This window comes from Plantactinospora sp. WMMC1484, from assembly GCF_049315195.1.
Lineage (GTDB): Bacteria > Actinomycetota > Actinomycetes > Mycobacteriales > Micromonosporaceae > Plantactinospora.
On record NZ_CP186055.1, the window covers coordinates 7,296,772 to 7,318,433 of the forward strand.

Sequence of the window (21,662 nt, forward strand, 5' to 3'; positions counted from 1 at the left end):
AACATGTCCTGGCCAGGAGGGTGCTTGCGGTCCACCCTGCCGGACGACTACCTTTCTGAGCAATCGGTTGACTTGTTGGAGGTTCGCGTTGGATGTCGGGCTGAACGGCCGCCGGGTGCTGGTGACCGGCGCCGCGGGTGGGCTCGGCCGGGCGATCGCCCGGCGGCTGGCTGAGTGCGGCGCGGCGGTCGCGGTCAGCGACCTGGCCGGGGACGCGCTCGCGCCGGTGGCCCGGGAGGTGGCGGCGGCCGGGGCTGCCCCGGTGGCGACCATCCCGGCGGACCTGGGCGACGGCGGCGGCCACGACCTCGCCACCCGGGCGGCGGACCAGCTCGGCGGGCTCGACGGCCTGGTCAACTGCGCCGGGCTGATCCGCACCACCCCGCTGGCGGAAATCTCGCTGGACGAGTGGCAGCGGATCGTCGCGGTCAACCTGACCGGGACCTTTGCGGTCACCCAGGCCGCCGCGGCGCTGATGCGCGACGGCGACGGCGGCGCGATCGTCTCGGTCGCCTCCGTCGCGGCCCGGTCCGGCCGGCCGGACGCCGCGCACTACGCCGCCGCCAAGGCCGGACTCCTCTCCCTGACCAAGTCCGCCGCGCTGGCCTACGCGCCCACGGTCCGGGTCAACGCGGTCTGTCCGGGGGTCTTCCTGACGCCGATGTGGGACGGCATCATGCGCGACCGGGAACAGCGCTTCGGCGGCGGCGCCGGCGAGCGCTGGCTGGCCGAGACCCGTGACCGGGTCCCGCTGGGCCGCACCGGCGAACCGGTCGAGCTGGCCAACGCGGTGCTCTTCCTCCTGGGCGACCTCGCCTCCTACGTGACCGGGCAGGCGCTCAACGTCGACGGCGGACTGGAGATGGACTGATGGCGTTCCGGCTCCTGGAGCGGCTCTACGCCGACCCGCCGATGGTGGACGTCTGGTCCGAGCACGGCACGGTGCGGGCCTGGCTGCGGGTCGAGGCGGCCCTGGCCCAGGCGCAGGCGGACGCGGGCGTGCTGGACCGGGCCGACGCCGACGCGATCGGCGCGGCGTGCCGGCTCGACGCCATCGACCTGGACCGGCTCTGGGCGGGCGCCCGCAACGTCGGCTATCCCATCCTGCCGCTGGTCCGCATGATCGCCGACAAGCTGCCGGCCGGCCCCGACGGTCGGGTGCACTGGGGCGCGACCACCCAGGACATCATGGACACCGCGCTCAGTCTCCAGCTCGGCGCGGCCGGCGACCGCCTCGCCGAGTTGCTCGTCGCCTTCGGCGACGCCCTCGCCCAGCTCACCGAGCGACACGCCGGCACGGTGATGCCGGCCCGCACCCACGCGCAGCAGGCGGTGCCCACCACGTTCGGCGCCAAGACCGCGGTCCTGCTCGGCGAGGTCGCCCGGCACCTGACCGAGATGCGGCGGCTCACCGCCGACGCCCGGGTGGTCTCGCTCTTCGGCGCCGGCGGCACCAACGCCGCCCTCGGCCCCCGCTCAGCCCAGGTACGCCGGGCGCTGGCCGGGCGGCTGGACCTGGCCGACACCGGCGTGCCCTGGCACGTCGCCCGGGACAGGGTGACCCGCTTCGGCCTCGGCTGCGCCACCGTGGCGGCGACCTGCGTGCGCTTCGCCCGCGAGGTCATCGACCTGTCCCGCACCGAGCTGGGCGAGGTGCACGAGCCGGCCGGGCACCACCGGGGCGCCTCCTCGACGATGCCGCAGAAGGCCAACCCGATCTCCTCCGAGGCGGTGATCGGGTTCGGCGTGGCGACCGGCGGCGCCGCCGGCACCCTGCTGCGGGCGATGGAGGCCGGTCACGAGCGCGCCGCCGGGGAGTGGCAGATCGAGTGGATGGCGGTGCCGGTCGCGGCGGAGGGCAGCGCCGCGGCGCTGCGGCTGGCCGGTGAGACCGCCGCCGGGCTGCGGGTCTCGCCCGCGGCGATGCGGCGCAACCTCGCCGCCGACGGCGGCCTGCTGATGGCCGAGGCACTCATGATCCGATCGGCGGAGGTGCTGGGCCGGGAACGGGCGCACGATCTGGCGTACGCCGCCGCCGAGCGGGCCCGCCGCGACGGCACCGACCTGGTCACCGAGTTCGGCGCGGAGTTACCCGCCGGGGTCGCCGCCGCACTCGGGTCGCTGCGGATCGAGCACGCCGACTACGTCGGCGAGGCCGCCCAGATCTGCGCGGCGGCCGTACGCGAATGGCACGAGCACAAGGGAGCGATGGCATGACGGTTGACGACCTGCACGCCATGTGGCGGATCAGGGCGTTCGAGGAGAAGGTCCGGGAGCTACGGGTGGCCGGCGACATCGTCGGTTCGGTGCACCTCTGCATCGGCCAGGAGGCGGGACCGGTCGGCACCGGCCCGGTGCTGGCACCGCAGGACGCGCTCTTCGCCACCTACCGGGGGCACGGCTGGGCGCTGGCCCGGGGCGTGCCGGCGGAGCCGCTCCTGGCCGAGCTGCTCGGCCGGGCCACCGGGATCAACGGCGGGCGCGGCGGCTCGGCGTACTTCACGGCGCCGGAGCACGGCTTCTGGGGCGAGAACTCGATCGTCGGCGCCGGGGCGCCGATCGCGGTCGGCGCCGCGCTGGCCGCCCGCACCGACGACAGCGGGCGGGTCGCGGTCACCGTCTTCGGCGACGGCGCCCTCAACCAGGGCTCCGTGCACGAGGCGCTGAACATGGCCGGGGCGTTCAAGCTGCCGGTCGTCTTCGTCTGCGAGAACAACCGCTACTCCGAGCTGACCCCGATCGCCGACATGGTCGCCGACCCGGAGCTGTGGCGGCGGGCCGCGCCGTACGGGATGCCGGGGCACCGGGTCGACGGCAACGACCCGGCGCAGGTGCGGGCCGCCGCCGCCGAGGCGGTCGACCGGGCCCGTGGCGGCGCCGGCCCGACCCTGCTGGAGCTGATGACCGAACGCCTGGTCGGGCACTACATCGGCGACGCCGAGCAGTACCGGCCGGCCGGCGAGGTGGAGCGGGCGCTCACCCGCGAGCCGATCGCCCGGCTCCGCGCCGCGCTGGCCGCCACGGGCGTCGGTGCCGCCGAGCTGGACGCCGCCGAGAGCCGAGCCCGCGCCGAGATCGACCGGGCCGCCGAGGCGGCGCTCGCCGCGCCGGCCGCCGACCCCACCACCGCACGGGAGCACGTCTATGCCTGACACGCCCAGCACCACACGCCTGACCTACGCCGGTGCGGCCAACGCCGCCCTGCGGCACCTGCTGGCGACCGACCCGCGCGTGCTCGTCTACGGCGAGGACGTGGCACTGCCCGGCGGCGTCTTCGGGGTGACCCGAGGGCTGCGCCGGGCGTACGGCGCCGACCGGGTCTTCGACACCCCGATCAGCGAGGCCGCGATCCTCGGCAGCGCCGTCGGTGCCGCGCTGATGGGGCGCCGCCCCATCGTCGAGATCATGTGGGTGGACTTCACCCTGGTCGCGCTCGACCAGCTCGTCAACCAGGCCGCCAACGCCCGGTACGTCTCCGCCGGCCGCGCGCCGGCACCGATCGTCGTACGCACCCAGCAGGGCAGCGCACCGGGTGCCTGCGCCCAGCACTCGCAGAGCCTGGAGGCGTTCTTCCTGCACACCCCCGGCCTGCGGCTGGTGATGCCGCGCACCGCGCAGGACGCGTACGACGCGCTGCTGTCCGCCGCCGCGCTGGACGACCCGGTGCTGGTGGTGGAGAACCGGACCCTCTACTTCGGCGAGCCCGTCGACGTCACGCCGCACACCGAGCCCCGCCCCGCCGGCTGGCACCACCGCCGCCGCGCCGGCACCGACCTGACCGTGGTCACCTGGGGTGCCGTCACCGGCCAGGTGCTCGCCGCCGCCGAGCGGCTCGCGGCGCACGGCGTCGAGGCCGAGGTGCTGGAGATGGTCTGGCTCAACCCGTTCGACACGGCGGCGGTGCTGGCCAGCGTCGGCCGGACCGGGCGGCTCGCCGTGGTACACGAGGCGAACCAGACCGGCGGGTTCGGCGCCGAGGTGCTGGCCCGGGTCGCCGAGGCGGGCGTACCGCTGGCCGCCCCGCCGGTGCGGGTGGCGGCGCCGGACGTGCGGCTGCCCGCCGCGCCGGGGCTGGCCGAGTCGCTGGTGCCGTCGGTGCGGAGCATCACCGAGCGGCTGCTCTCGGCCGTCCCGGCGGCGGTGTAGCGGTGCTCGCCATCTGGCACGTCGGGCTGCACGTGGCGGAGCTGGACCGGTCGACCGCGTTCTACCGGGACGCGCTCGGGCTGCGCCTGGTGCACACCCAGGAGCAGGGCAACGCGTACACGGCGGCGCTGGTCGGCTTCCCGGGCGCCCGGCTGCGGATCGCGCAGCTCGCCCTCCCCGACCGGCCGGCGTCGAGCCCGAGCAGCCACGACGTCGAACTCGTCGAGTACGTCGTGCCGCGCGGCCTGCCCAGTCCGGCCCGGCGCTGCGATCCCGGCACCGCGCACCTGGCCTTCGCGGTCGCCGACATCGACGCGACATACCAGCGGCTACGGTCCTACGGCGTCCGGTTCGTCTCGGCGCCCAACCGGATCACCGCCGGGGTGAACCTCGGCGGCGCCGCCTGCTATTTCCTCGACCCCGACGACCACACGCTGGAGCTGGTGCAGCCACCACCGGCCCGGAAGGAATGACGAACATGCGAGTCGCCCTGCACAGCTTCCTGCACGACGGCCGGGAGACCGGCTACGAGGAGGCGCACCGCACCGTCCCCGACGACCTGCTCGCCGCGCTGCAACGGGTCGGCATCACCGAGTGGGTCATCTGGCGCAGCGGCCGGCACCTCTTCCACCTGGTCGACTGCGCCGACTTCGCCGCCGCCATGCGCGAGCTGGACGGCGACCCGGTCAACCAGCGCTGGCAGGAGTTCATGGCCGGCTACGTCGAGCGGTTCGCCGAGGACCCCGACGGTGCCGCCGGGCTGGGCCTGCGGCACGTCTGGACGCTCACCGAGCAGGCCGGGACGGAGGGGCCGGCATGACCGTGGTGGACGCGCACCAGCACCTGTGGGACCTGGAGCTGGTCGACTACCCGTGGCTGACCGCCGAGTACGGCCCGATCTTCCGGACCTTCACCGAGGCGGACGCCGAGCCGGTGCTCGCCGCCGCCGGGGTGCGGCACACCGTCCTGGTCCAGTCGATGGACTCGTACGCCGACACCGACCACATGCTCACCGTCGCCGACCGGTGGTCCCGGGTCGCCGCGGTCGTCGGCTGGGTGCCGCTGGACCGTCCCGACGAGGCCGCCGAAGCCCTGGACCGCTACACCGGGGATCCCCGCTTCGTCGGCGTGCGGCACCTCATCCACGAGGAGGCCGACCCGGACTGGCTGCGCCGGCCGGCGGTGCAGGACGGCCTCGCCCTGCTCGCCGAGCGCGGGCTGAGCTTCGACGTGGTCGCCGTGCTTCCCCGACACCTGGAGCACCTGCCCTGGCTGGCCGAGCGGCATCCCACCCTCCGGATGGTGATCGACCATCTGGGCAAGCCGCCGGTCGCCGGGCGGGGCTGGGCGCCCTGGGCCGACCTGCTGCGCGCCGCGGCCGGCAGCCCCACCGTGCACGCCAAGCTCTCCGGGCTGAACACGGCGGCGGAGTGGCAGAGCTGGACCGCCGACGACCTGCGGCCGTACGTCGACCACGCGCTCGCCGTCTTCGGCCCGGACCGGCTGATGTACGGCGGCGACTGGCCGGTCGCGCTGCTCGCCGGCGACTACCCGAAGGTGTGGCGGGAGACCAACCGGCTGCTGGAGCCGCTCGGCGAGGCCGACCGGGCCCGGATCCTCGGCGGCACCGCCGTCGACTTCTACCGCATCCCGGGAGTCTGAAACATGCTGGACGCACTGGCACCGGTCGCCGAGCGCGCCGCCGTCCGGATCCCGGCCGAGCACCGGCGCCCGGTCGCGATCGTCGGCGCCGGCTCGATCGTCGACGTCGCCCACCTGCCCGCGTACGCCCGGCACGGGCTCGCGGTGCGGGGCATCTTCGACGTGGACGCGGCGCGGGCCCGTTCCGTCGCGGGGCGGCACGGCGTGCCGACGGTCTACGCCTCCCTCGACGACCTGCTCGCCGACCCCGAGGTGTCGGTGGTCGACATCGCCGTGGTCCCCTGGGCGCAGCCCGAGACGGTCCGCGCCGGTCTCGCCGCCGGCAAGCACCTGCTCTGCCAGAAGCCGTTCGCCCCGGACGTGGCGACCGGCCGCACGCTCGTCGAGCAGGCCGAGGCCGCCGGGCTGGCGATGGCGGTCAACCAGCAGCTCCGGTTCGACGAGGGGATCGCCGCCGCGCACGCGATGGCCCGGCTGGGCTGGATCGGCGAGGTCACCACGGTCTCCTACACGGTGGACATCCACACCGACTTCTCGGCCTGGGACTGGCTGGTCGCCAGCGACCACCTGGAGATCATGTATCACTCGATCCACTACCTCGACGCCGTGCGGGACCTGCTCGGTGATCCCCGGCTGGTCTTCGGCACCGGCTCGCGCGTGCCCGACCAGGGCACCCGGGGCGAGACCCGCACGATCAACACCCTCGTCTACGACGGCGACGTCCGCGCGGTGCTGCACGTCAACCACAACAACCGCAACGGCGACCCGCGCGCCGAGTTCCGCATCGACGGCACCGCCGGGGCGATCCGGGGCACCCTCGGGCTGCTCTACGACTACCCGCGCGGCCGGCCGGACACCCTGGAGGTGACCAGCCGGGTGCTGCCGACCGACGGCTGGCTGCCGTACCCGGTCACCGGGCGCTGGCTGCCGGACGCCTTCGCCGGCCCGATGGCCGGGCTGCTGGCCGCGATCGCCACCGGGGATCCCGCGCCGACGGCGGCCCGGGACAACCTGGGTACCCTCGCTCTGGTGCACGCCCTCTACCGGTCGATGGACTCCGGCACCGCCCAGGCGCCGGAGCCGGCATGACGCCCCCGGCGGCGGCCCGGCCGCCCCGGCGCAGCACCCTCGCCGACGTGGCCGCGCTCGCCCAGGTGGACCGGTCGGTGGTCTCCCGCCTGATCAACAACGATCCGGCGCTGAGCATCCGGGAGAGCACCCGGAAGCGGGTCCTCGACGCGATCGCGATGCTCGGCTACCGGCCGCACGCCGCCGCCCGCAGCCTGCGTACCGCCCGGACCCGCACACTCGGCCTGCTCATCCCGGACTTCGCCAATCCGGTCTACGCCGAGATCATCAAGGGGGCGGAGCAGGCGGCGGCAGCGGTGGGCTCCGCGCTGGTCACCGGCTCGGCCAGCGCGGGCGGCAACGCGCAGACCTATCTCAGCCTGCTCGGTGACGGCCGGGTCGACGGCCTGCTGCTCGCCACCGGGATCAGCACCGCCGAGGAGGCCGAGCTGGCCCGGCTGCGCCTGCCCTGGCTGCTGCTCAACCGCAGCGGGGAGGGGCACCGGCACGTCACCCTGGACGACGAGCGGGCCGCCGCGATCGCGGTCGAACACCTCGTCGCGCTCGGCCACACCCGAATCGGGCATTTGGCCGGCCCGCGCGGCGCGGACACCGCCCGACGGCGGCGGGCCGGCTACACCCGGGCGGTCCGCCGGGCCGGTCTCGCCGCCGAGAGCGGCCTCGTGGTGGCCGCCGACTACACCGCCGAGGGCGGGGCCACGGCGATGACCCGGCTGCTGCGGCTCCCGCAGCCGCCCACCGCCGTCTTCGTGGCCAACGTGGCCTCCGCGATCGGCGCACTGCACGCGGCGCAGGAGCACCGGGTGCGGGTGCCCGGGGACGTGTCGGTGATCGCCGTGCACGACCTGCCGCTGGCCGCCTATCTGGCGCCGCCGCTGACCACCGTACGCATGCCGCTGGTGCGGCTCGGCGCCCGCGCGGTCGAGCTGCTGCTCGGCAGCGATCCGGACGCCCCGATCACCGAGACGGTCCGGGAGCCGATCGAGCTGGTGCTCCGCGACTCGACCGCCCCCGCCGGCTCCCGCTGACCCCCGCCCGGTCCCTGCCGCTCGTCTACGCGGTGTCGATCCCGCGTCTATCCCCGGCTGCTCGACTTGGCCGGTATGCCCAGCCGATCCGCAAGGAGTCATCGCGTGTCCACGCCCGACCGCCCGTTCACCCAGGAAATGGTGCTCGTCCACCGAGTCTTCCGCAGCCAGTCGATCCTGCTGCCCCAGCTGGTCCGGGCGGTGCCGGCGGGCGACCGTGGTCGCGCCGAGGAGGTCGCCGCGCGCGTGACGGCCTACACCGCCAACCTGCACCACCATCACACCGCCGAGGACGACCTCATCTGGCCCCTCCTGATCGAACGGGCCCGGCTCGGCGCCGACCTGGTGCGGTTGATGACGGAGCAGCACGGGACGATCGACGAGACCTTCGCGCAGATCGAACTCGCCCTGGCCGACTGGAGCCCGTCGGCGGCCTCGGAGGCCCGCGACCGGCTGGCCCTCGCGCTGGAGGCGCACCACCGGGCGCTGGTCGCGCATCTTGACGACGAGGAGGAGCACGTCCTGCCGCTGGTGCGGGAGCACCTCACGGTCGAGGAGTGGGAGGCCGTCGGCGCCCACGCGATGAGCCTGATCCCGCCGGCCCAGCGGCTGCTCGGGCTCTGCGCGGTCCTCGACCACGCGTCGGAGGAGGAGCGCCGCCATTTCCTGGCCAAGCTACCGCTGGCCGCCCGCGTCCTGCTGCGGCTGGTCGGCCGGCGCCGCTACGCCCGCGAGCGGGAGCGGATCCGGAGCCTGCTCACCACGGGATGACGGACCCTCGGCGGCCGTCTTGACGGCTCGTCCGGTCGATTCAGCCGGACTCCGCGTACTCGGTGAGAATTTCGCCGATGACCCGTTCGGCCTCCACCGCCGTGGCATGGGCGGCGTGCGGCGCACCGGCGCGGATGACCAGCGCCTTCCACAGCGCCCAGCCCCGCCCGCGCGCCCAGGTGCCGGGGTCGACGTCGAGCGTCGTCCGGAACGCCTCGCGGCTCGCTCCGGACAGGAACGTCCAGGCGATCGCCACGTCGCAGGCGGGGTCGCCGACACCGCAGGTGCCGAAGTCGATGACGGCAGCCAGCACGCCGTCCCGGACCAGGAGGTTCCCCGGGGCGATGTCGCCGTGGAACCAGACCGGCCCGGATTCCCGGGACGCGCCCAGCGCCGCGTACCAGATCTCCGTGACGGTGTCCCGGGGGATCCGGCCGTCGAGCACCTCCATCGCCCGCCGCGCCTGCGGGGCGTAGACCCGCAACGGCCCGCCTCGGAACCAGTTGTGCAGCCCCGGCTCGGGCCCGCCGGCCGGATCCACCTGCCGCAGCGCGACGAGGAAGGCGGCCAGGTCGACCGCGAACCCGGTCAGGTCCGCGACGGGGTCGATGCCGGCCGGACCGCCGTCGATCCACTCGTACACCGACCAGGGAAAGCGGAACCCCTCGTCGGGCTCGCCCTTCGCCCGCGGCGTGGGGATCCGCAGCGGCACCCGTGGCGCGAGCGCCGGCAGCCATCGGTGCTCTTTCTCCACCGCCAGCGCATATTCCGCGGCGGTGGGTAGCCGCACCGACATGCGGTCGCCGAGCCGGAAGGTCTGGTTGTCCCAACCCCTGCCGACCGGCCGCACGGGCAGGCCGGCCCAGTGCGGAAACTGCCTGGCGATCAGACCTCGCACGACACTCTCGTCGACCAGACGTCTATCCGGGACAGGGACGGTGTCTGGGTCGGGGTCGGTGTCGGTGTCGGTGTCGGTGTCGGTGTCGGAGGGCACGCTCCCAGCTCACCAGACGGACGCCTGACGGCAACCGAATTTGCCCCGCGACCTCGGTCGGGCGCGACGGGTTCGGCCGGAGTCGCGGTGCGCGACCCCGGCCGTAACCGCGCTCAGCCCGCCGTACGCGGGACCTCGACCCGGTCGATGTCCGGCGAGTAGACCGGCGTACTGCTGTCGATCTCGATGGTGTTGCGGCCGGCGTTCAGCCGCAGCGGGACGGTGATCGTGGCCGGCACGTCCCAACCGCCGCTGGCCGGGAAGGCGAGCGTGACCGGTCCCTGCCCGTTCGCCGAGACGGTCGCCGAGCGCGGGTCGCCGGTGGTGTACCGGATGTTCACCTGGTAGGTGCCGCTGCGCGGCACCGTGACGTCGTTGACGCGCAGCGCACCGCCGCTGTAGAGGCTGCCGACCTTGCGGCCGCCGGAGCAGGCGGCGCAGTCGACGACGCCGGCCCCGTCGGCGAGGGTGTTCCCGCCGGCCTCCGCCTCGTAGCCGACCAGCTGCGGCGCCGCCCGGCCAGGCGTCACCCGGAACAGCCGGGAGCCGTGCGCCGGCAGCGTCGCGGAGATGCCGTCCCGGTGCGCGCCGAGGTCCCTGCGCTGCCACAGGTCGCGCACCTTCGCGCGGCCGCCGAAGCCGAAGCTGCTCCAGTGCCCGGTCACCGTCGCCGGGAAGCTGCCCAGGTTGAAGAGCGCGACCGTGTACGAGCCGTCCCGGTTGCGCATCCCCCAGACCTGGGCCGGGCCGGTCGGCGTCACCGGGCGGGCCGGGATGCCCTGCTGGTCCACCCCGATGACCTCCCGGTTGGTGAGCAGGCGCAGCCCGTACGCGTCGAGTTTGGTGAGGTCGTCACCGAGGTAGAGCGGCGCCGCGGAGATCGCCCAGAGCGTCAGGTAGCTCTGCCGCTCGTCCTCGGTGAGGCCGTCCATCTCGCCGTTGCCGACGTTGAGGGTGTCCAGGTCGTTCCAGCCGCCCGGACCGGCCCACGGCGTCCAGGCCGGCACGTCGTCCCAGCGGACCTTGACGGAGTTGTCCCAGGTGGTCAGGGTGTCGCAGTAGCACTCGACGTCCGTGTCGATCCGCCAGCCGTTGGAATAGCGCTTCCAGTCGGCGGCATGAGCGCGGTCCAGCGACCACGACAGCTCCAGGTGGATCGGCCGGCCGGTCCGGGCGATCGCGGCGTGCCAGGCGGCGATGTCCGGGACGTTGTCGTAGTTGTCGCCGCTGCGCCACGACCCCGGCCCGACGCCGTCGATCTTCAGGAAGTCGTAGCCCCAGTCGGCCAGCAGTTGCGCCTGCGAGTCGATGTATTTCTGGGCGCACGGCCGGGCAAAGTCGATCTTGTATGAGCTGTCCCAGCCGTTCGTGGTGCGCAGGTCCGGATAGACGATGTCGGCGAGCGTGCAGCCCGGGGCGTTCCAGACCGCCGGAGCGCCGTCGCGGTACGCCTCCTTCGCCAGCCCGACCGCCAGATAGATGCCGGCCTTGAGGCCCTTGCCGTGGATGTAGTCGGCGACGAACTTCATCCCGCGCGGGAACCGGTCGGGTGCGGCGATCTCCCGCCCGTACTCGTCGAAGCCGGGGACCCAGTCGAACCCGCGCGACCAGCCGGCGTCGATGTTGATGTACTCGTAGCCGTACGGCTTGAGCGTGCTGGCCATCGCGTCGACCTGGCGCAGCAGGTTTGCCTCGGTCAGCCAGCTCCCGAGACCGTCCGGGTTCACTCCTGGATAGTTGGTGGCCTGCAGGCTCCAGCTGCTCCACCCCAGGTAGGGGCGGGCGGCGATGCCCTCGGCGGCGGCGGCTGCGCCGGCCCGCTCGGCGGCGGCACGGTCACCGGCCGAGGGGTCGCGGGTGACGACACCGGGCGCGCCGGACCCGGCCGGTGGCGCCGGCTTCGGGCCGGGCGCTACGGCGCCCGCCGCTGGCGACGGCTTCCGGTCGGGCGGCGCGGCCTGCGCCGGGACGGTGCCCGCGCCGAGGGTCAGCGCGAGCGCCGCGACCATCAGCGTTCCGGCGGGTCTTGCCTTTGACTGCATCGTCGAACCTCCTGCGGGGGGTGGTGGGGGTGGCTGAACAGGTTGCTGGGAGTGGCTGCGGAGCCTGTTGGGTGGCGGGAAGATCGCTGGTTGGCGGGAAACGTGGCGGGGCACCGCGGCGTCGCTAGGACGCGACGAGCGCCTGGATGCTGACGGCCGCCGCGCTGCGGGCCCACTCCTCGAAGGGCAGGCGGCGGATGGTGAGCGCACAGTCGGCGGCGGCACCGAACGCCTGGCGCTCGAAGCTCGCCCGGATGGGTGCGTCGAACAGGTCGTAGGCGGCCAGCCCTTCCCCGGAGACGACGATCCGGGCGGGTCCGACGAGGTTCGCCACGGCGGCGATGCCGCAGCCGATCGCGTTGCCGGCGCGGGCGAAGACGGCCCGGACCGGCTCGTGGCCGTCCCGGGCCAGGGCCACCGCGCCGTCGATGGTGAGGTCGGGGCGGCCCGCGCTCTCCCGGGCCTGGCTGACGATCGCGTCGGTGCCGGCGATGGCCTCGACGCAGCCGCGACCGCCGCAGTGGCAGTCCGGGCCGGTGGCGTCGACGGGAATGTGCCCGATCTCGCCGGCGACACCGTGCGAGCCGGAGACCAGGCGGCCGTTGACGACCAGGCCGCAGCCGATGCCGGTGCCGACGGTGACCAGGGCGAACGAGTCGGCGCCCACTCCCTCGCCGAACCAGTGCTCGGCGGCGGTCAGCGCCTTGACGTCGTTCTCCACCGTCACCGCGAGGCCGGTGGCGCCGGCCGCGAGCGTGCCGAGCGGCACGTTGCGCCAGTGCAGGAACGGTGAGTAGCGGACCAGGCCGGTCGTCCGGTCCACGTCGCCGGAGATGGCGAGCCCGAGCCGGCGGGTGCGGGCCCGGTAGCCGCCGGGCGCGTCGAGCAGCCCGTCGACCAGCCGGCCGAGCTCGGTGAGCACGGCGTCGACGCCGGGATCGGGCAGTGGCCGGCGGGCGGTGGCGCGCACCTGGGCGCCGAGATCGCAGACCACGCCGATCAGCTCGTCGGCGGTGATCTTCACTCCGACGAAGAACTCACGCTCGGGGCGGATGGCGAGCGGGCTGGCCGGGCGGCCGGCGCCGGGCGCGCTGCGCTCGGTCGCGGCCATCTCGTGCAGGTAGCCGAGCTCGATCAGCGGCCGGGCCGCCTTGGTGACGGCCGAGGAGGAGAGCCCGAGCCGGCGGGCCAGGGTGACCCGGCTCAGCGGCCCCTCGGTCAGCACCGCCGTGAAGACCGCCGTCGTCGCCGGTGCCGTGGCGAGTGGCGCCGGTCCGTCGTAGTGCCGGCCCGCCGCTGCTACACCGCCGTCGGGAAACATGGCCGAAATCTTCGACCAAATAATTTCCTTCGTCAAGTATTGATTTCGGCGAGCAGGGCTGCCTACATTCGGCCGCACTTCCCGACCCCGCACCCTGAGGACCCGATGGCAACCGTGCAGTTCGACCCCGACCACCGCCTGTGGCTGCTCACCGGCCCCACCACGGCGTACGCCCTCCGGGTCGCCGAGGACGGCGGCCTGCGGCACGTCCACTGGGGAGCGGTGCTCACGCTCGCCCAGGCGGTACGGCTGGCCGAGCAGCCGTCACCGGCGGCGAGCAGCTTCGAGGCGATCGCCGGGGTCGACGAGCTCGCGGTCGAGGGCGGTCCCCGCTTCGGGCCGGCGAGCCTGCTGGTGCGCTTCGCCGACGGCACCCGCGGCGTCGAGTGGCGCTACGACGGCCACGACGCGGACGCCGGGCACCTCCGGGTGCACCTGCGCGACCGGCACTACCCGCTGCACGTCACCATGCACTACCGCCTGCACCCCGACAGCGACGTGCTCGAACGCTGGACGACCGTCGAGAACCGCGACGACCGGCGGCCGGTCACGGTGCTGCGCTGCGACTCCGCCGCCTGGACCGTGCCGCACCGGGGGACATACCGGATGAGCCACCTGGTCGGCGGCTGGAACAGCGAGTTCCAGCTCCGCCGCGACAGCGTGCCGGTGGCCGAGACCGTCCTCACCAGCCGCCGGGGCATGACCAGCCACCACGCCAACCCGTGGCTGGCGGTCGACGACGGCACCGCCGGCGAGGAGCACGGCGAGGTGTGGAGCACCGCCCTGGCCTGGAGCGGCAGCTGGCGGATCACCGTGCACCGCGACCCGGTCGGCCGGACCTCCTGGACCGGCGGCTTCGGCCACGACGGCCTCACCTGGTCGCTGGCGCCCGGCGAGACGCTGGACACCCCGGTCTTCGCCGGCCTGCACAGCACCGGCGGCTTCGGCGCGGCCAGCCGGGCCTGGCACGGGTACGTGCGCCGGCACGTGCTCACCCACCCCGCCGAGACCCGGCCGGTGCTCTACAACTCGTGGGAGGCGACCGGCTTCGACGTCGACGAGGCCGGTCAGCTCGCCCTGGCGGCACGCGCGGCAAGCCTCGGCGTCGAGCTGTTCGTGATGGACGACGGCTGGTTCGGCGCCCGCGCCAGCGACCGGGCCGGCCTCGGCGACTGGACGCCGAACCCGGTCCGCTTCCCGGCCGGGCTGGGGCCGCTGGTCGCGGAGGTACGCCGGCTCGGGATGCGCTTCGGCCTCTGGGTGGAGCCGGAGATGGTCAACCCGGACAGCGACCTCTATCGGGCACACCCGGACTGGGTGCTGCGGATGGCCAACCGGCAGCGCACCGAAATGCGCCACCAGCTCGTGCTCAACCTGGCCCGGCCGGAGGTGGCCGAGTGGACGCACGGCTGGCTCGACGGGCTGGTGCGGGCGCACCAGATCGACTTCCTCAAGTGGGACGCCAACCGCCCCTTCACCGAGGCGGGGTGGCCCGGCCACGACGACCCGGACCGGCTCTGGATCGCGCACACCCGGGCGGTGTACCAGATCATGGACCGGCTCCGGGCCGACCATCCGGGCCTGCGCATCGAAACCTGCTCCGGCGGTGGCGGGCGGGCCGACCTCGGCGTGCTGGCCCGCACCGACCAGGTCTGGACCTCGGACAACACCGACCCGGTCGACCGGCTCGGCATCCAGGCCGGGTTCAGCCAGCTCTTTCCCGCGCAGGTCATGGCGGCCTGGGTCACCGACAGCCCGAACGTGGCCACCGCCCGGCACACCCCGCTGCGCTTCCGCTTCCACGTGGCGATGGCCGGCGCGCTCGGCATCGGCGGCGACCTCACCACCTGGACCGAGGACGAGCTCAAGGAGGCCGCTGAGCTGGTGGCCGCCTACAAGCGGGTCCGCGGGGTCGTCCAGCACGGCACGGCGTACCGGCTGCGCGGTGACGGCGCGCTGACCGCGGTGCAGTACGTCCACGACGGCGAGCACGTGGTGCTCGCCTGGTGCCCCGTCCGCCGGTACGGGCACGAGCCGGCGCCGCTGCGCCTCACCGCGGTGGCGCCGGACGCGGTCTACCGGGACCGGAAGACCGGAACCGCCTATCCGGGCGCGCTCCTGCGGCACTCCGGCCTGCCGCTGGAGCTGCCCCCGGGTGACCACGCCAGCACCCTCGTCCACCTCGAACGCCTGGGCTGACTCCCTGCGCTCCACACCCGACGCTCCACACCCGACGCTCCACACCCGACGCTCCACACACCCCACACACCACTGGAGTTCCCATGGATACGCACGAATTCCGGCCCCGCCGGCGTACCCTGCTCGGACTCGGCGCGGCGGTCGCCGCCGCACCGCTCCTCGCCGCCTGCGGTGGCGGCCAGGCCGGCGGCGGTGCCGGCGGCAGGGCCGCCTCGCTCGGCTCGAACCTCTCCGACGCCGTCCCGAAGAGCGCGATCCAGGCGATGGTCGACGCCTACCAGCAGAAGTCGGGAGCGAGCATCCGGGTCAACGTGATGCCGCGGGCCCAGCTCGTCGACAACGTCAGCACCTACCTGCAGGGCAGCCCCGAGGACGTGATCACCTGGTACGCCGGCTACCGGATGCGGTACTACGCCGCCAAGGGCCTGCTGGCGCCGGTCGACGACGTCTGGGACGAGATCGGTGGCAACTTCTCCGCGGGCATCGCCTCGGCCTCCTCCGGCGAGGACGGCAGGAAATACCTGGTGCCGAACTACAACTACCCGTGGGGCTTCTACTACCGCAGGAGCCTCTGGGCCGACCGCGGCTACGAGATCCCGGCGACCTTCGACGCGCTGCTGGCGCTCTGCGGGCGGATGAAGAAGGACGGCCTGACCCCGATCGCCTTCGCCGACAAGGACGGCTGGCCGGCGATGGGCACCTTCGACTACCTCAACATGCGCACCAACGGCTACCAGTTCCACGTCGACCTCTGCGCACACAAGGAGTCGTGGGACCAGCAGAAGGTCAGGGACGTCTTCGACAACTGGAAGGCGCTGCTGCCGCACCAGGACCCGGCGGCGCTCGGCGCCACCTGGCAGGAGGCCGCCCGGTCGCTGGCCGACAAGCGGTCCGGGATGTATCTGATCGGCTCGTTCATCGGCCAGGAACTCACCGACCCGCAGGTCGTGGCGGATCTCGACTTCTTCCCGTTCCCGGCGGTCGCGGTCGAGGGGACCGACGCGATCGAGGCACCGATCGACGGCTTCGTCCTCTCCAGGCGGGGCGCGGAGAACGCGACGGCCAGGGAGATGCTGGCGTACTTCGGCACCGGCGCGGCCCAGGACGTCTACGCGGCCAAGGACCCGTCGAACCTGCAGACGGCCAGGGACGCGGACACGTCGTCGTTCAGCGCGCTCAACCGCAAGGGTGCCGAGGCGATCGCGAACGCTAAGTACGTGAGCCAGTTCTTCGACCGGGACGCACTGCCGGCGATGGCGAACAACGTGATGATCCCGGCGCTGCAGGGCTTCCTCAAGGACGGCACGGTCGACACCGCCAACCTGGAGGCGCAGGCCAAGACCCTCTACGCGGCCGCCGCGTGAGCTGATGAGCGTGCTGACCGGGACCACCGTCCCACCGGCGACCGCCGCGCCCGGCGACCCGACCGTCCGGAACGGACGGTCCGGCCGGGTGCGGCGGCTCTCCGGAGCGGACCGGCTCGTACTCGGCCTGATGGTGGGCGTACCGACGCTCGTCCAGGCCGTGCTGGTCTGGATCCCCACGCTGCTGTCGATCGGGCTGTCGTTCACCCGGTGGAACGGGTTCGCGCTGGCCGACATCGAGCCGGTCGGCCTGGACAACTACGCCTACGCGGTACGCGACTACCCGCCGTTCTGGCCGGCGATCGCGCACAACGTGCTCTGGCTGGTCTTCCTCGCCGTGCTGGCCACGCCGCTCGGCCTGCTGCTGGCGGTGCTGCTGGACCAGCGGATCCGGGGCAGCCGGCTCTACCAGAGCGTCTTCTTCGCCCCGGTGATGCTCTCGCTGGTGATGGTCGGCATCGTCTGGCAGCTCGTCTACGCCCGCAACGAGGGCCTGCTCAACAACCTGCTCGGCACCGCCGGGACGCCCGGGGCCACCGACTGGTTCGGCGACTCGGACGTCAACCTCTGGGCCGCGCTGGTGGCCACCGCCTGGCGGCACGCCGGCTACGTCATGGTGCTCTACCTGGCCGGGCTGAAGGGCCTGGACCCGAGCCTGCGCGAGGCGGCGGCGATCGACGGCGCCAGCGGCCGGCAGACGTTCTTCCGGGTGGTCTTCCCGGCCATGCGGCCGATCAACATCGTGGTCGTCGTCATCACGGTCATCGAGGCACTGCGGGCCTTCGACATCGTGTACGTGATCAACCGCGGCACGAACGGGCTGGAACTGCTCAGCGTCCTGGTCGTGCAGAACCTCACCGGCGAGGGCCAGGTCATCGGCGTCGGCTCCGCCCTCGCGACGATCCTGCTGGTCGTCTCGCTCGTGCCGATCGTCTACTACCTGGTCCGTGTCTTCCGGAGGGCAGACCGATGACGGCTGTGCCGCAGTCAGCCACCCGCCGGCGGCACCGGCGGCGGCACCACGGCACCCACCTCTTCCTGACCACCATGGCGGTGATGTGGCTGGTGCCGCTGCTCTGGACCCTCTACACGGCGCTGCGGCCGAAGGAGGCGACGGACCGCTACGGCTACTGGAGCCTGCGCGGCCCGCTCAACCTCGACAACTTCGCCGCCGCCTGGGAGCAGAGCGGGATGGCGCGGTATTTCGTCAACTCGGCGATCATCGTCGTCCCGGCCGTGCTGCTCACCCTGGTGCTCGCCTCGATGATGGCGTTCGCGGTGAGCCGCTTCACCTGGAGGTTCAACCTGACCCTGCTGGTCATGTTCACCGCCGGCAACATGCTGCCGCCGCAGGTGCTGGCCGCGCCGCTCTTCGAAATGTTCAAGCGCACGCCGCTGCCGTACTCGATCAGTGCCTCCGGCAGCCTGCTGGAGACCTACTACGCGGTGATCGCGGTCGAGGTCGCGTTCCAGACGGGCTTCTGCACCTTCGTGCTGAGCAACTACATGAAGGCGCTGCCCGGCGAGCTGACCGAGGCGGCGCTGGTCGACGGCGCGGGCGTCTGGCGCCAGTACGCCCGCATCATCCTGCCGCTCTGCCGGCCCGCGCTCGCCGCGGTCGGCACCCTGGAGGTGATCTGGCTCTACAACGACTTCTTCTGGCCGCTGCTCTTCATCCACAACGGCGACCGGCTGCCGGTGACCACGGCGGTCAACAACCTCCAGGGGCAGTTCCTGCAGGACTACAACCTGATCGCGGCCGGCGCCACCCTCACGGTGATCCCGGTGCTGGTCGTCTATCTGCTGCTGCAACGACACTTCGTCGCCGGGCTGACCCTCGGCGCGAGCAAGGGCTGAGACCATGGGCGCAGGGGTGGAGACGGCGGCCGGCGACCTCGTCCTGGCCTGGCCGGAGCCGGCGTCGAGCTGGTTCGAGGCGGCACCGGTCGGCAACGGCCGGCTCGGTGCGATGGTCTTCGGCGGCGTGCACCGGGCCCGGTTCCAGGTCAACGACGCGACGGTCTGGTCCGGTACGCCCGACGGGCCCGCCGCCGGCCTGGCCGACGTCCTCGCCGCAGGTGCCGGTCCCGAGCGGCTGGCCGAGGTGCGCCGGGCCGTGCTCGCCGAGGACTACCGGCGGGCCGAGGCGCTGCTGATGTCGTTCGAGGGCCGCTACAGCCAGGAATACCTGCCCTTCGTCGACCTCTGGATGTCGCTGGCCGCCGGACCCGACGCGGCGTACCTCGGCCGGACACTCAACCTCGACACCGGGGTGGTCGACGAGACGATCGACCTCGGCGGCGGCCGTACGCTGCACCGCCGCACCTGGGCCAGCCGGCCCGCGCAGGCGCTCTGCGTCGCGGTCACCGTGGCGGGCGGGACCGCCGACCTCGCGGTCGAACTCACCTCGCGGCTGCGCGTGGCGGACCGGGCGGTACGGCCGCCCGGGCTCGACCTCGGTCTCCAGGTGCCCGTGGACGGCGCCCCGCTGCACGAGCCGGGCATCGCCGAACCGCTGCGCTACGCCGAGCCGCTCGACGGGCACGCCGGGCCGTCCGAGGGCCGCGCCGGGCCGGGCGGCTACGACCCGTACGCCGCCGCCGCGCTGCGGATCGAGACCGACGGCGTGTGGGAGCACTCCGCCGGCGGCTTGGCGGTCCGGCGGATGACGTACGCCCTGGTGACGCTCGCCAGCTCGACCAGCGCGGGTGACGCCTGGGCACGGCGGCCGGCCCGCAGCCGCGAGCAGCACCGGCACGCCGCGTCCCGGCGCGCCGCGGCCGCCCTCGACACCGGCGCCGAGCACCTGCTGCGTGCCCACGAGGCGGACGTCCGCCGGCTGCTCGGCCCCACCCGGCTGCGGGTCGGTGGCCACCGTGCCGGCACCGTCGACGTACACCGGGACATCCTCGGCGGCACCGACGAGCAGTTGGTCGCCACGGTGATGTTCCAGCTCGGCCGCTATCTGCTCGCCGCCGCCTCCCGCCCGGGCGGCCCGCCCGCAAACCTGCAGGGCATCTGGAACGACGAGCTCCGCCCACCCTGGTCGTCGAATTACACCCTCAACATCAACACCCAGATGAACTACTGGGGCGCGGAAGCCGCCGGCCTGGGCGAGTGCCACGAGCCGCTGCTGGACCTCGTCGAACGGCTCGCCGGGACGGGTGCCGAGGTGTCCCGCCGGCTGTACGGGACCCGGGGCTGGGTGGCGCATCACAACAGCGACATCTGGGGTTGGGCGCTGCCGGTCGGGATGGGTCACGGCAACCCGTCGTGGGCGATCTGGATGATGGGCGGCGTGTGGCTGACCCAGCACGTCTGGGAGCACTTCGCCTTCACCCGGGACACCGGCTTCCTGCGCGAGCGTGGCTGGCCGCTGCTGCGCGGCTGCGCCGAGTTCTGCCTCGACTGGCTGGTCGACACCGGCACCGGCTGGCGGGACACGATCCCGGCCACCTCACCGGAGAACATGTTCCTCTCCACCGAGGGGAACCCGGAGTCGCTGTCGTACTCGACCACGATGGACATCACGCTGATCCGCGAGCTGTTCACCAACTGCCTGGCCGCGGCCGGCGAGCTCGGCCTCGACGGCGACCCGGTCTGTGCGCAGATCCGCGCCGCCCTGCCGTCGCTGCGGGCGCCCGGGCTGACCGCCGACGGCCGGCTACGCGAATGGGTCGAGGACCGGCCGGAGCACGACCCGCTGCACCGGCACATGGCCCAGCTCGTGGGCCTGCATCCCCTGGACCAGATCGACCCGGATCGCACGCCGGACCTCGCGGAGGCGGCGGCCCGGGTGCTGGACCACAAGGGCCCCGGCGCCTTCGGTTGGGCATGGGCGTGGAAGATCGCGTTGCGGGCCCGGCTCGGGCACGCGAGCACCGCCCGGGACCTGCTACGGGAGGCGACCCGGCCGTTCGCCGGCGACCCTGGCCGGCACGGCCCGGTCAACCCGACGGACCCCGCAGACTGGGGCGGCCTGCTGCCCAATCTGCTCTGCACCGGCCCGCCGTTCCAGCTCGACGGCAACTACGGGCTCATGGCAGCGATCCTGGAATTGGTGGTGCAGAGCCACGGCGGGCTCATCCGCCTGCTACCCGCGCTGCCCGCCCAGTGGCCGGAGGGTGCCGCGCAGGGCGTGCGGTGCCGGGGCGGTTGGAGCGTCGACCTCGCCTGGCGCGACGGGCGGCTCAGCTCGGCGACGATCCGCAGCGGCCACCCGGCCGGTCCCCGGACCGCGCGGATCCGGCACGGGCGCACCACGGTGCTGCTGGCGATCGAGGCCGGCGAGGAGGTCCGGCTCGGGCCCGACCTGGCAGAGACCGGGCGGTCCGTCGCCCGTACCGCCGAAACCTAGCCGCCCGTACCACCGAAACCGAGCCGCCCGTACCGCCGAAACCGAGCCGGCCGCCCGCACCGCCGAGATGGGGCGGGCTGCCCGCACCGTTACGCGCACGGGCCGCTCTCCGGACGTGCCTGCCTGATGCTTTCTCCGGCTGAACGGCGGCGGGTGACGCGGGTCACGCCGCCCGCCGCTCAGCGGGGGTCGTAGGTCTGGCAGTCCGCGATGTCCTGCCGGGGACCGACCCGGATCGAGGGCGCCCGGCACTCGAGATCGGCGTTGTGCCGGCAGTCGACCCGCTTGCACGCACCGACCTGGGCGATGACCCGGTCGAGACCGCCCTTGGCGGAGGTGTCGATGAAGGTGGCGCAGTTGGCGGTCTGCTGACCGATGGTGATCGCGAAGGCGTGACAGCCGTCGTGGTTATAGCCACACTCCGTCACCGTGCACTCGTGAACGCGCGGCATCTCCAACATATCCGTCATTGCCAGCTCACCCTTCCATTGTCAATTCAGACAATCGAACTCTCGCAAGTAGACCATACACGCCACCATGCGGCTTGACCATTCGGCAACCCCGGAACCAAATAGTAGGGTAGCCTTTCCTTCTATTAGGTAACCATTACCGCTATGGCAATAGCCGCTGGCCAGAGACAGGATACTGGCTCACCGCCATCGAGTATCCGCTTCCGAGCGAGTTCGAAA

The 21,662-nt window shown here is 73.4% G+C and carries 19 protein-coding genes; 15 read left to right on the plus strand and 4 right to left on the minus strand.

Features of this window, described 5'->3' with window-relative positions; translation table 11 throughout:
* The first annotated feature begins 88 nt into the window (after positions 1-88).
* The 10 genes from ACN28C_RS31365 (at position 89) to ACN28C_RS31410 (ending at position 8,696) form a co-directional block, all read left to right on the plus strand.
* Positions 89-871, plus strand: coding sequence for an SDR family NAD(P)-dependent oxidoreductase (locus tag ACN28C_RS31365; protein WP_422771095.1), 783 nt, complete (start codon positions 89-91; stop codon positions 869-871).
* Complete coding sequence (locus tag ACN28C_RS31370; RefSeq protein WP_422771096.1) at positions 871-2,217, plus strand: lyase family protein; 1,347 nt, start codon at positions 871-873, stop codon at positions 2,215-2,217. Before ACN28C_RS31365 ends, ACN28C_RS31370 begins: the two co-directional genes overlap by 1 nt.
* Positions 2,214-3,152, plus strand: a complete 939-nt coding sequence (locus ACN28C_RS31375) for a thiamine pyrophosphate-dependent dehydrogenase E1 component subunit alpha (protein WP_422771097.1) — start codon at positions 2,214-2,216, stop codon at positions 3,150-3,152. The genes ACN28C_RS31370 and ACN28C_RS31375 overlap by 4 nt, the downstream gene beginning before the upstream one ends.
* The gene (locus ACN28C_RS31380; protein ID WP_422771098.1) at positions 3,145-4,146 is read left to right on the plus strand and encodes an alpha-ketoacid dehydrogenase subunit beta; all 1,002 of its coding nucleotides are present in this window, start codon (positions 3,145-3,147) and stop codon (positions 4,144-4,146) included. The genes ACN28C_RS31375 and ACN28C_RS31380 overlap by 8 nt, the downstream gene beginning before the upstream one ends.
* A 2-nt stretch (positions 4,147-4,148) precedes the next feature.
* Positions 4,149-4,619: a VOC family protein gene (locus ACN28C_RS31385; protein ID WP_422771099.1), complete on the plus strand. Its 471-nt coding sequence runs from the start codon at positions 4,149-4,151 to the stop codon at positions 4,617-4,619.
* A gap of 5 nt (positions 4,620-4,624) precedes the next feature.
* Complete coding sequence (locus ACN28C_RS31390) at positions 4,625-4,966, plus strand: L-rhamnose mutarotase (RefSeq protein WP_422771100.1); 342 nt, start codon at positions 4,625-4,627, stop codon at positions 4,964-4,966.
* On the plus strand, positions 4,963-5,808 hold the full coding sequence (locus ACN28C_RS31395) for an amidohydrolase family protein (RefSeq protein ID WP_422771101.1): 846 nt from the start codon (positions 4,963-4,965) through the stop codon (positions 5,806-5,808). Before ACN28C_RS31390 ends, ACN28C_RS31395 begins: the two co-directional genes overlap by 4 nt.
* A 3-nt stretch (positions 5,809-5,811) precedes the next feature.
* Positions 5,812-6,897: a Gfo/Idh/MocA family protein gene (locus tag ACN28C_RS31400; RefSeq protein ID WP_422771102.1), complete on the plus strand. Its 1,086-nt coding sequence runs from the start codon at positions 5,812-5,814 to the stop codon at positions 6,895-6,897.
* Positions 6,894-7,925: a LacI family DNA-binding transcriptional regulator gene (locus tag ACN28C_RS31405; RefSeq protein WP_422771103.1), complete on the plus strand. Its 1,032-nt coding sequence runs from the start codon at positions 6,894-6,896 to the stop codon at positions 7,923-7,925. The genes ACN28C_RS31400 and ACN28C_RS31405 overlap by 4 nt, the downstream gene beginning before the upstream one ends.
* Before the next feature lie 105 nt (positions 7,926-8,030).
* Entirely contained in the window at positions 8,031-8,696 is a 666-nt protein-coding gene (locus ACN28C_RS31410; protein WP_422771104.1) for a hemerythrin domain-containing protein, read from the plus strand.
* 40 nt (positions 8,697-8,736) lie between these two features.
* Here the strand turns inward: ACN28C_RS31410 and ACN28C_RS31415 are convergent, their stop codons facing one another.
* The 3 genes from ACN28C_RS31415 to ACN28C_RS31425 form a co-directional block, all read right to left on the minus strand.
* The gene (locus ACN28C_RS31415; RefSeq protein WP_422771105.1) at positions 8,737-9,594 is read right to left on the minus strand and encodes an aminoglycoside phosphotransferase family protein; all 858 of its coding nucleotides are present in this window, start codon (positions 9,592-9,594) and stop codon (positions 8,737-8,739) included.
* A 209-nt stretch (positions 9,595-9,803) separates the two neighbouring features.
* Positions 9,804-11,732 (minus strand): alpha-galactosidase D, encoded by a 1,929-nt coding sequence (locus ACN28C_RS31420; protein ID WP_422771106.1) that lies wholly within the window; start codon positions 11,730-11,732, stop codon positions 9,804-9,806.
* A gap of 124 nt (positions 11,733-11,856) precedes the next feature.
* A complete protein-coding gene (locus ACN28C_RS31425) occupies positions 11,857-13,053 on the minus strand; it encodes an ROK family protein (RefSeq protein ID WP_422771107.1) in 1,197 nt (398 codons plus the stop codon).
* A gap of 105 nt (positions 13,054-13,158) precedes the next feature.
* Here ACN28C_RS31425 and ACN28C_RS31430 point away from each other — a divergent pair, with 105 nt between their 5' ends.
* The 5 genes from ACN28C_RS31430 (at position 13,159) to ACN28C_RS31450 (ending at position 20,973) form a co-directional block, all read left to right on the plus strand.
* Entirely contained in the window at positions 13,159-15,252 is a 2,094-nt protein-coding gene (locus ACN28C_RS31430) for an alpha-galactosidase (protein WP_422771108.1), read from the plus strand.
* Between the two features lie 83 nt (positions 15,253-15,335).
* Complete coding sequence (locus ACN28C_RS31435) at positions 15,336-16,616, plus strand: ABC transporter substrate-binding protein (protein WP_422771109.1); 1,281 nt, start codon at positions 15,336-15,338, stop codon at positions 16,614-16,616.
* Between the two features lie 4 nt (positions 16,617-16,620).
* Positions 16,621-17,589 carry a carbohydrate ABC transporter permease gene (locus tag ACN28C_RS31440; RefSeq protein WP_422771110.1) on the plus strand — a complete coding sequence of 323 codons (969 nt, stop codon included), beginning with the start codon at positions 16,621-16,623 and terminating at the stop codon, positions 17,587-17,589.
* Complete coding sequence (locus ACN28C_RS31445) at positions 17,586-18,473, plus strand: carbohydrate ABC transporter permease (protein ID WP_422771111.1); 888 nt, start codon at positions 17,586-17,588, stop codon at positions 18,471-18,473. Before ACN28C_RS31440 ends, ACN28C_RS31445 begins: the two co-directional genes overlap by 4 nt.
* A gap of 4 nt (positions 18,474-18,477) precedes the next feature.
* Positions 18,478-20,973: a glycosyl hydrolase family 95 catalytic domain-containing protein gene (locus ACN28C_RS31450; RefSeq protein ID WP_422771112.1), complete on the plus strand. Its 2,496-nt coding sequence runs from the start codon at positions 18,478-18,480 to the stop codon at positions 20,971-20,973.
* Between the two features lie 179 nt (positions 20,974-21,152).
* On the opposite strand, the gene ACN28C_RS31455 is transcribed toward ACN28C_RS31450, so the two are convergent.
* The gene (locus ACN28C_RS31455; protein WP_422771113.1) at positions 21,153-21,443 is read right to left on the minus strand and encodes a DUF1540 domain-containing protein; all 291 of its coding nucleotides are present in this window, start codon (positions 21,441-21,443) and stop codon (positions 21,153-21,155) included.
* Positions 21,444-21,662: the final 219 nt, after the last annotated feature.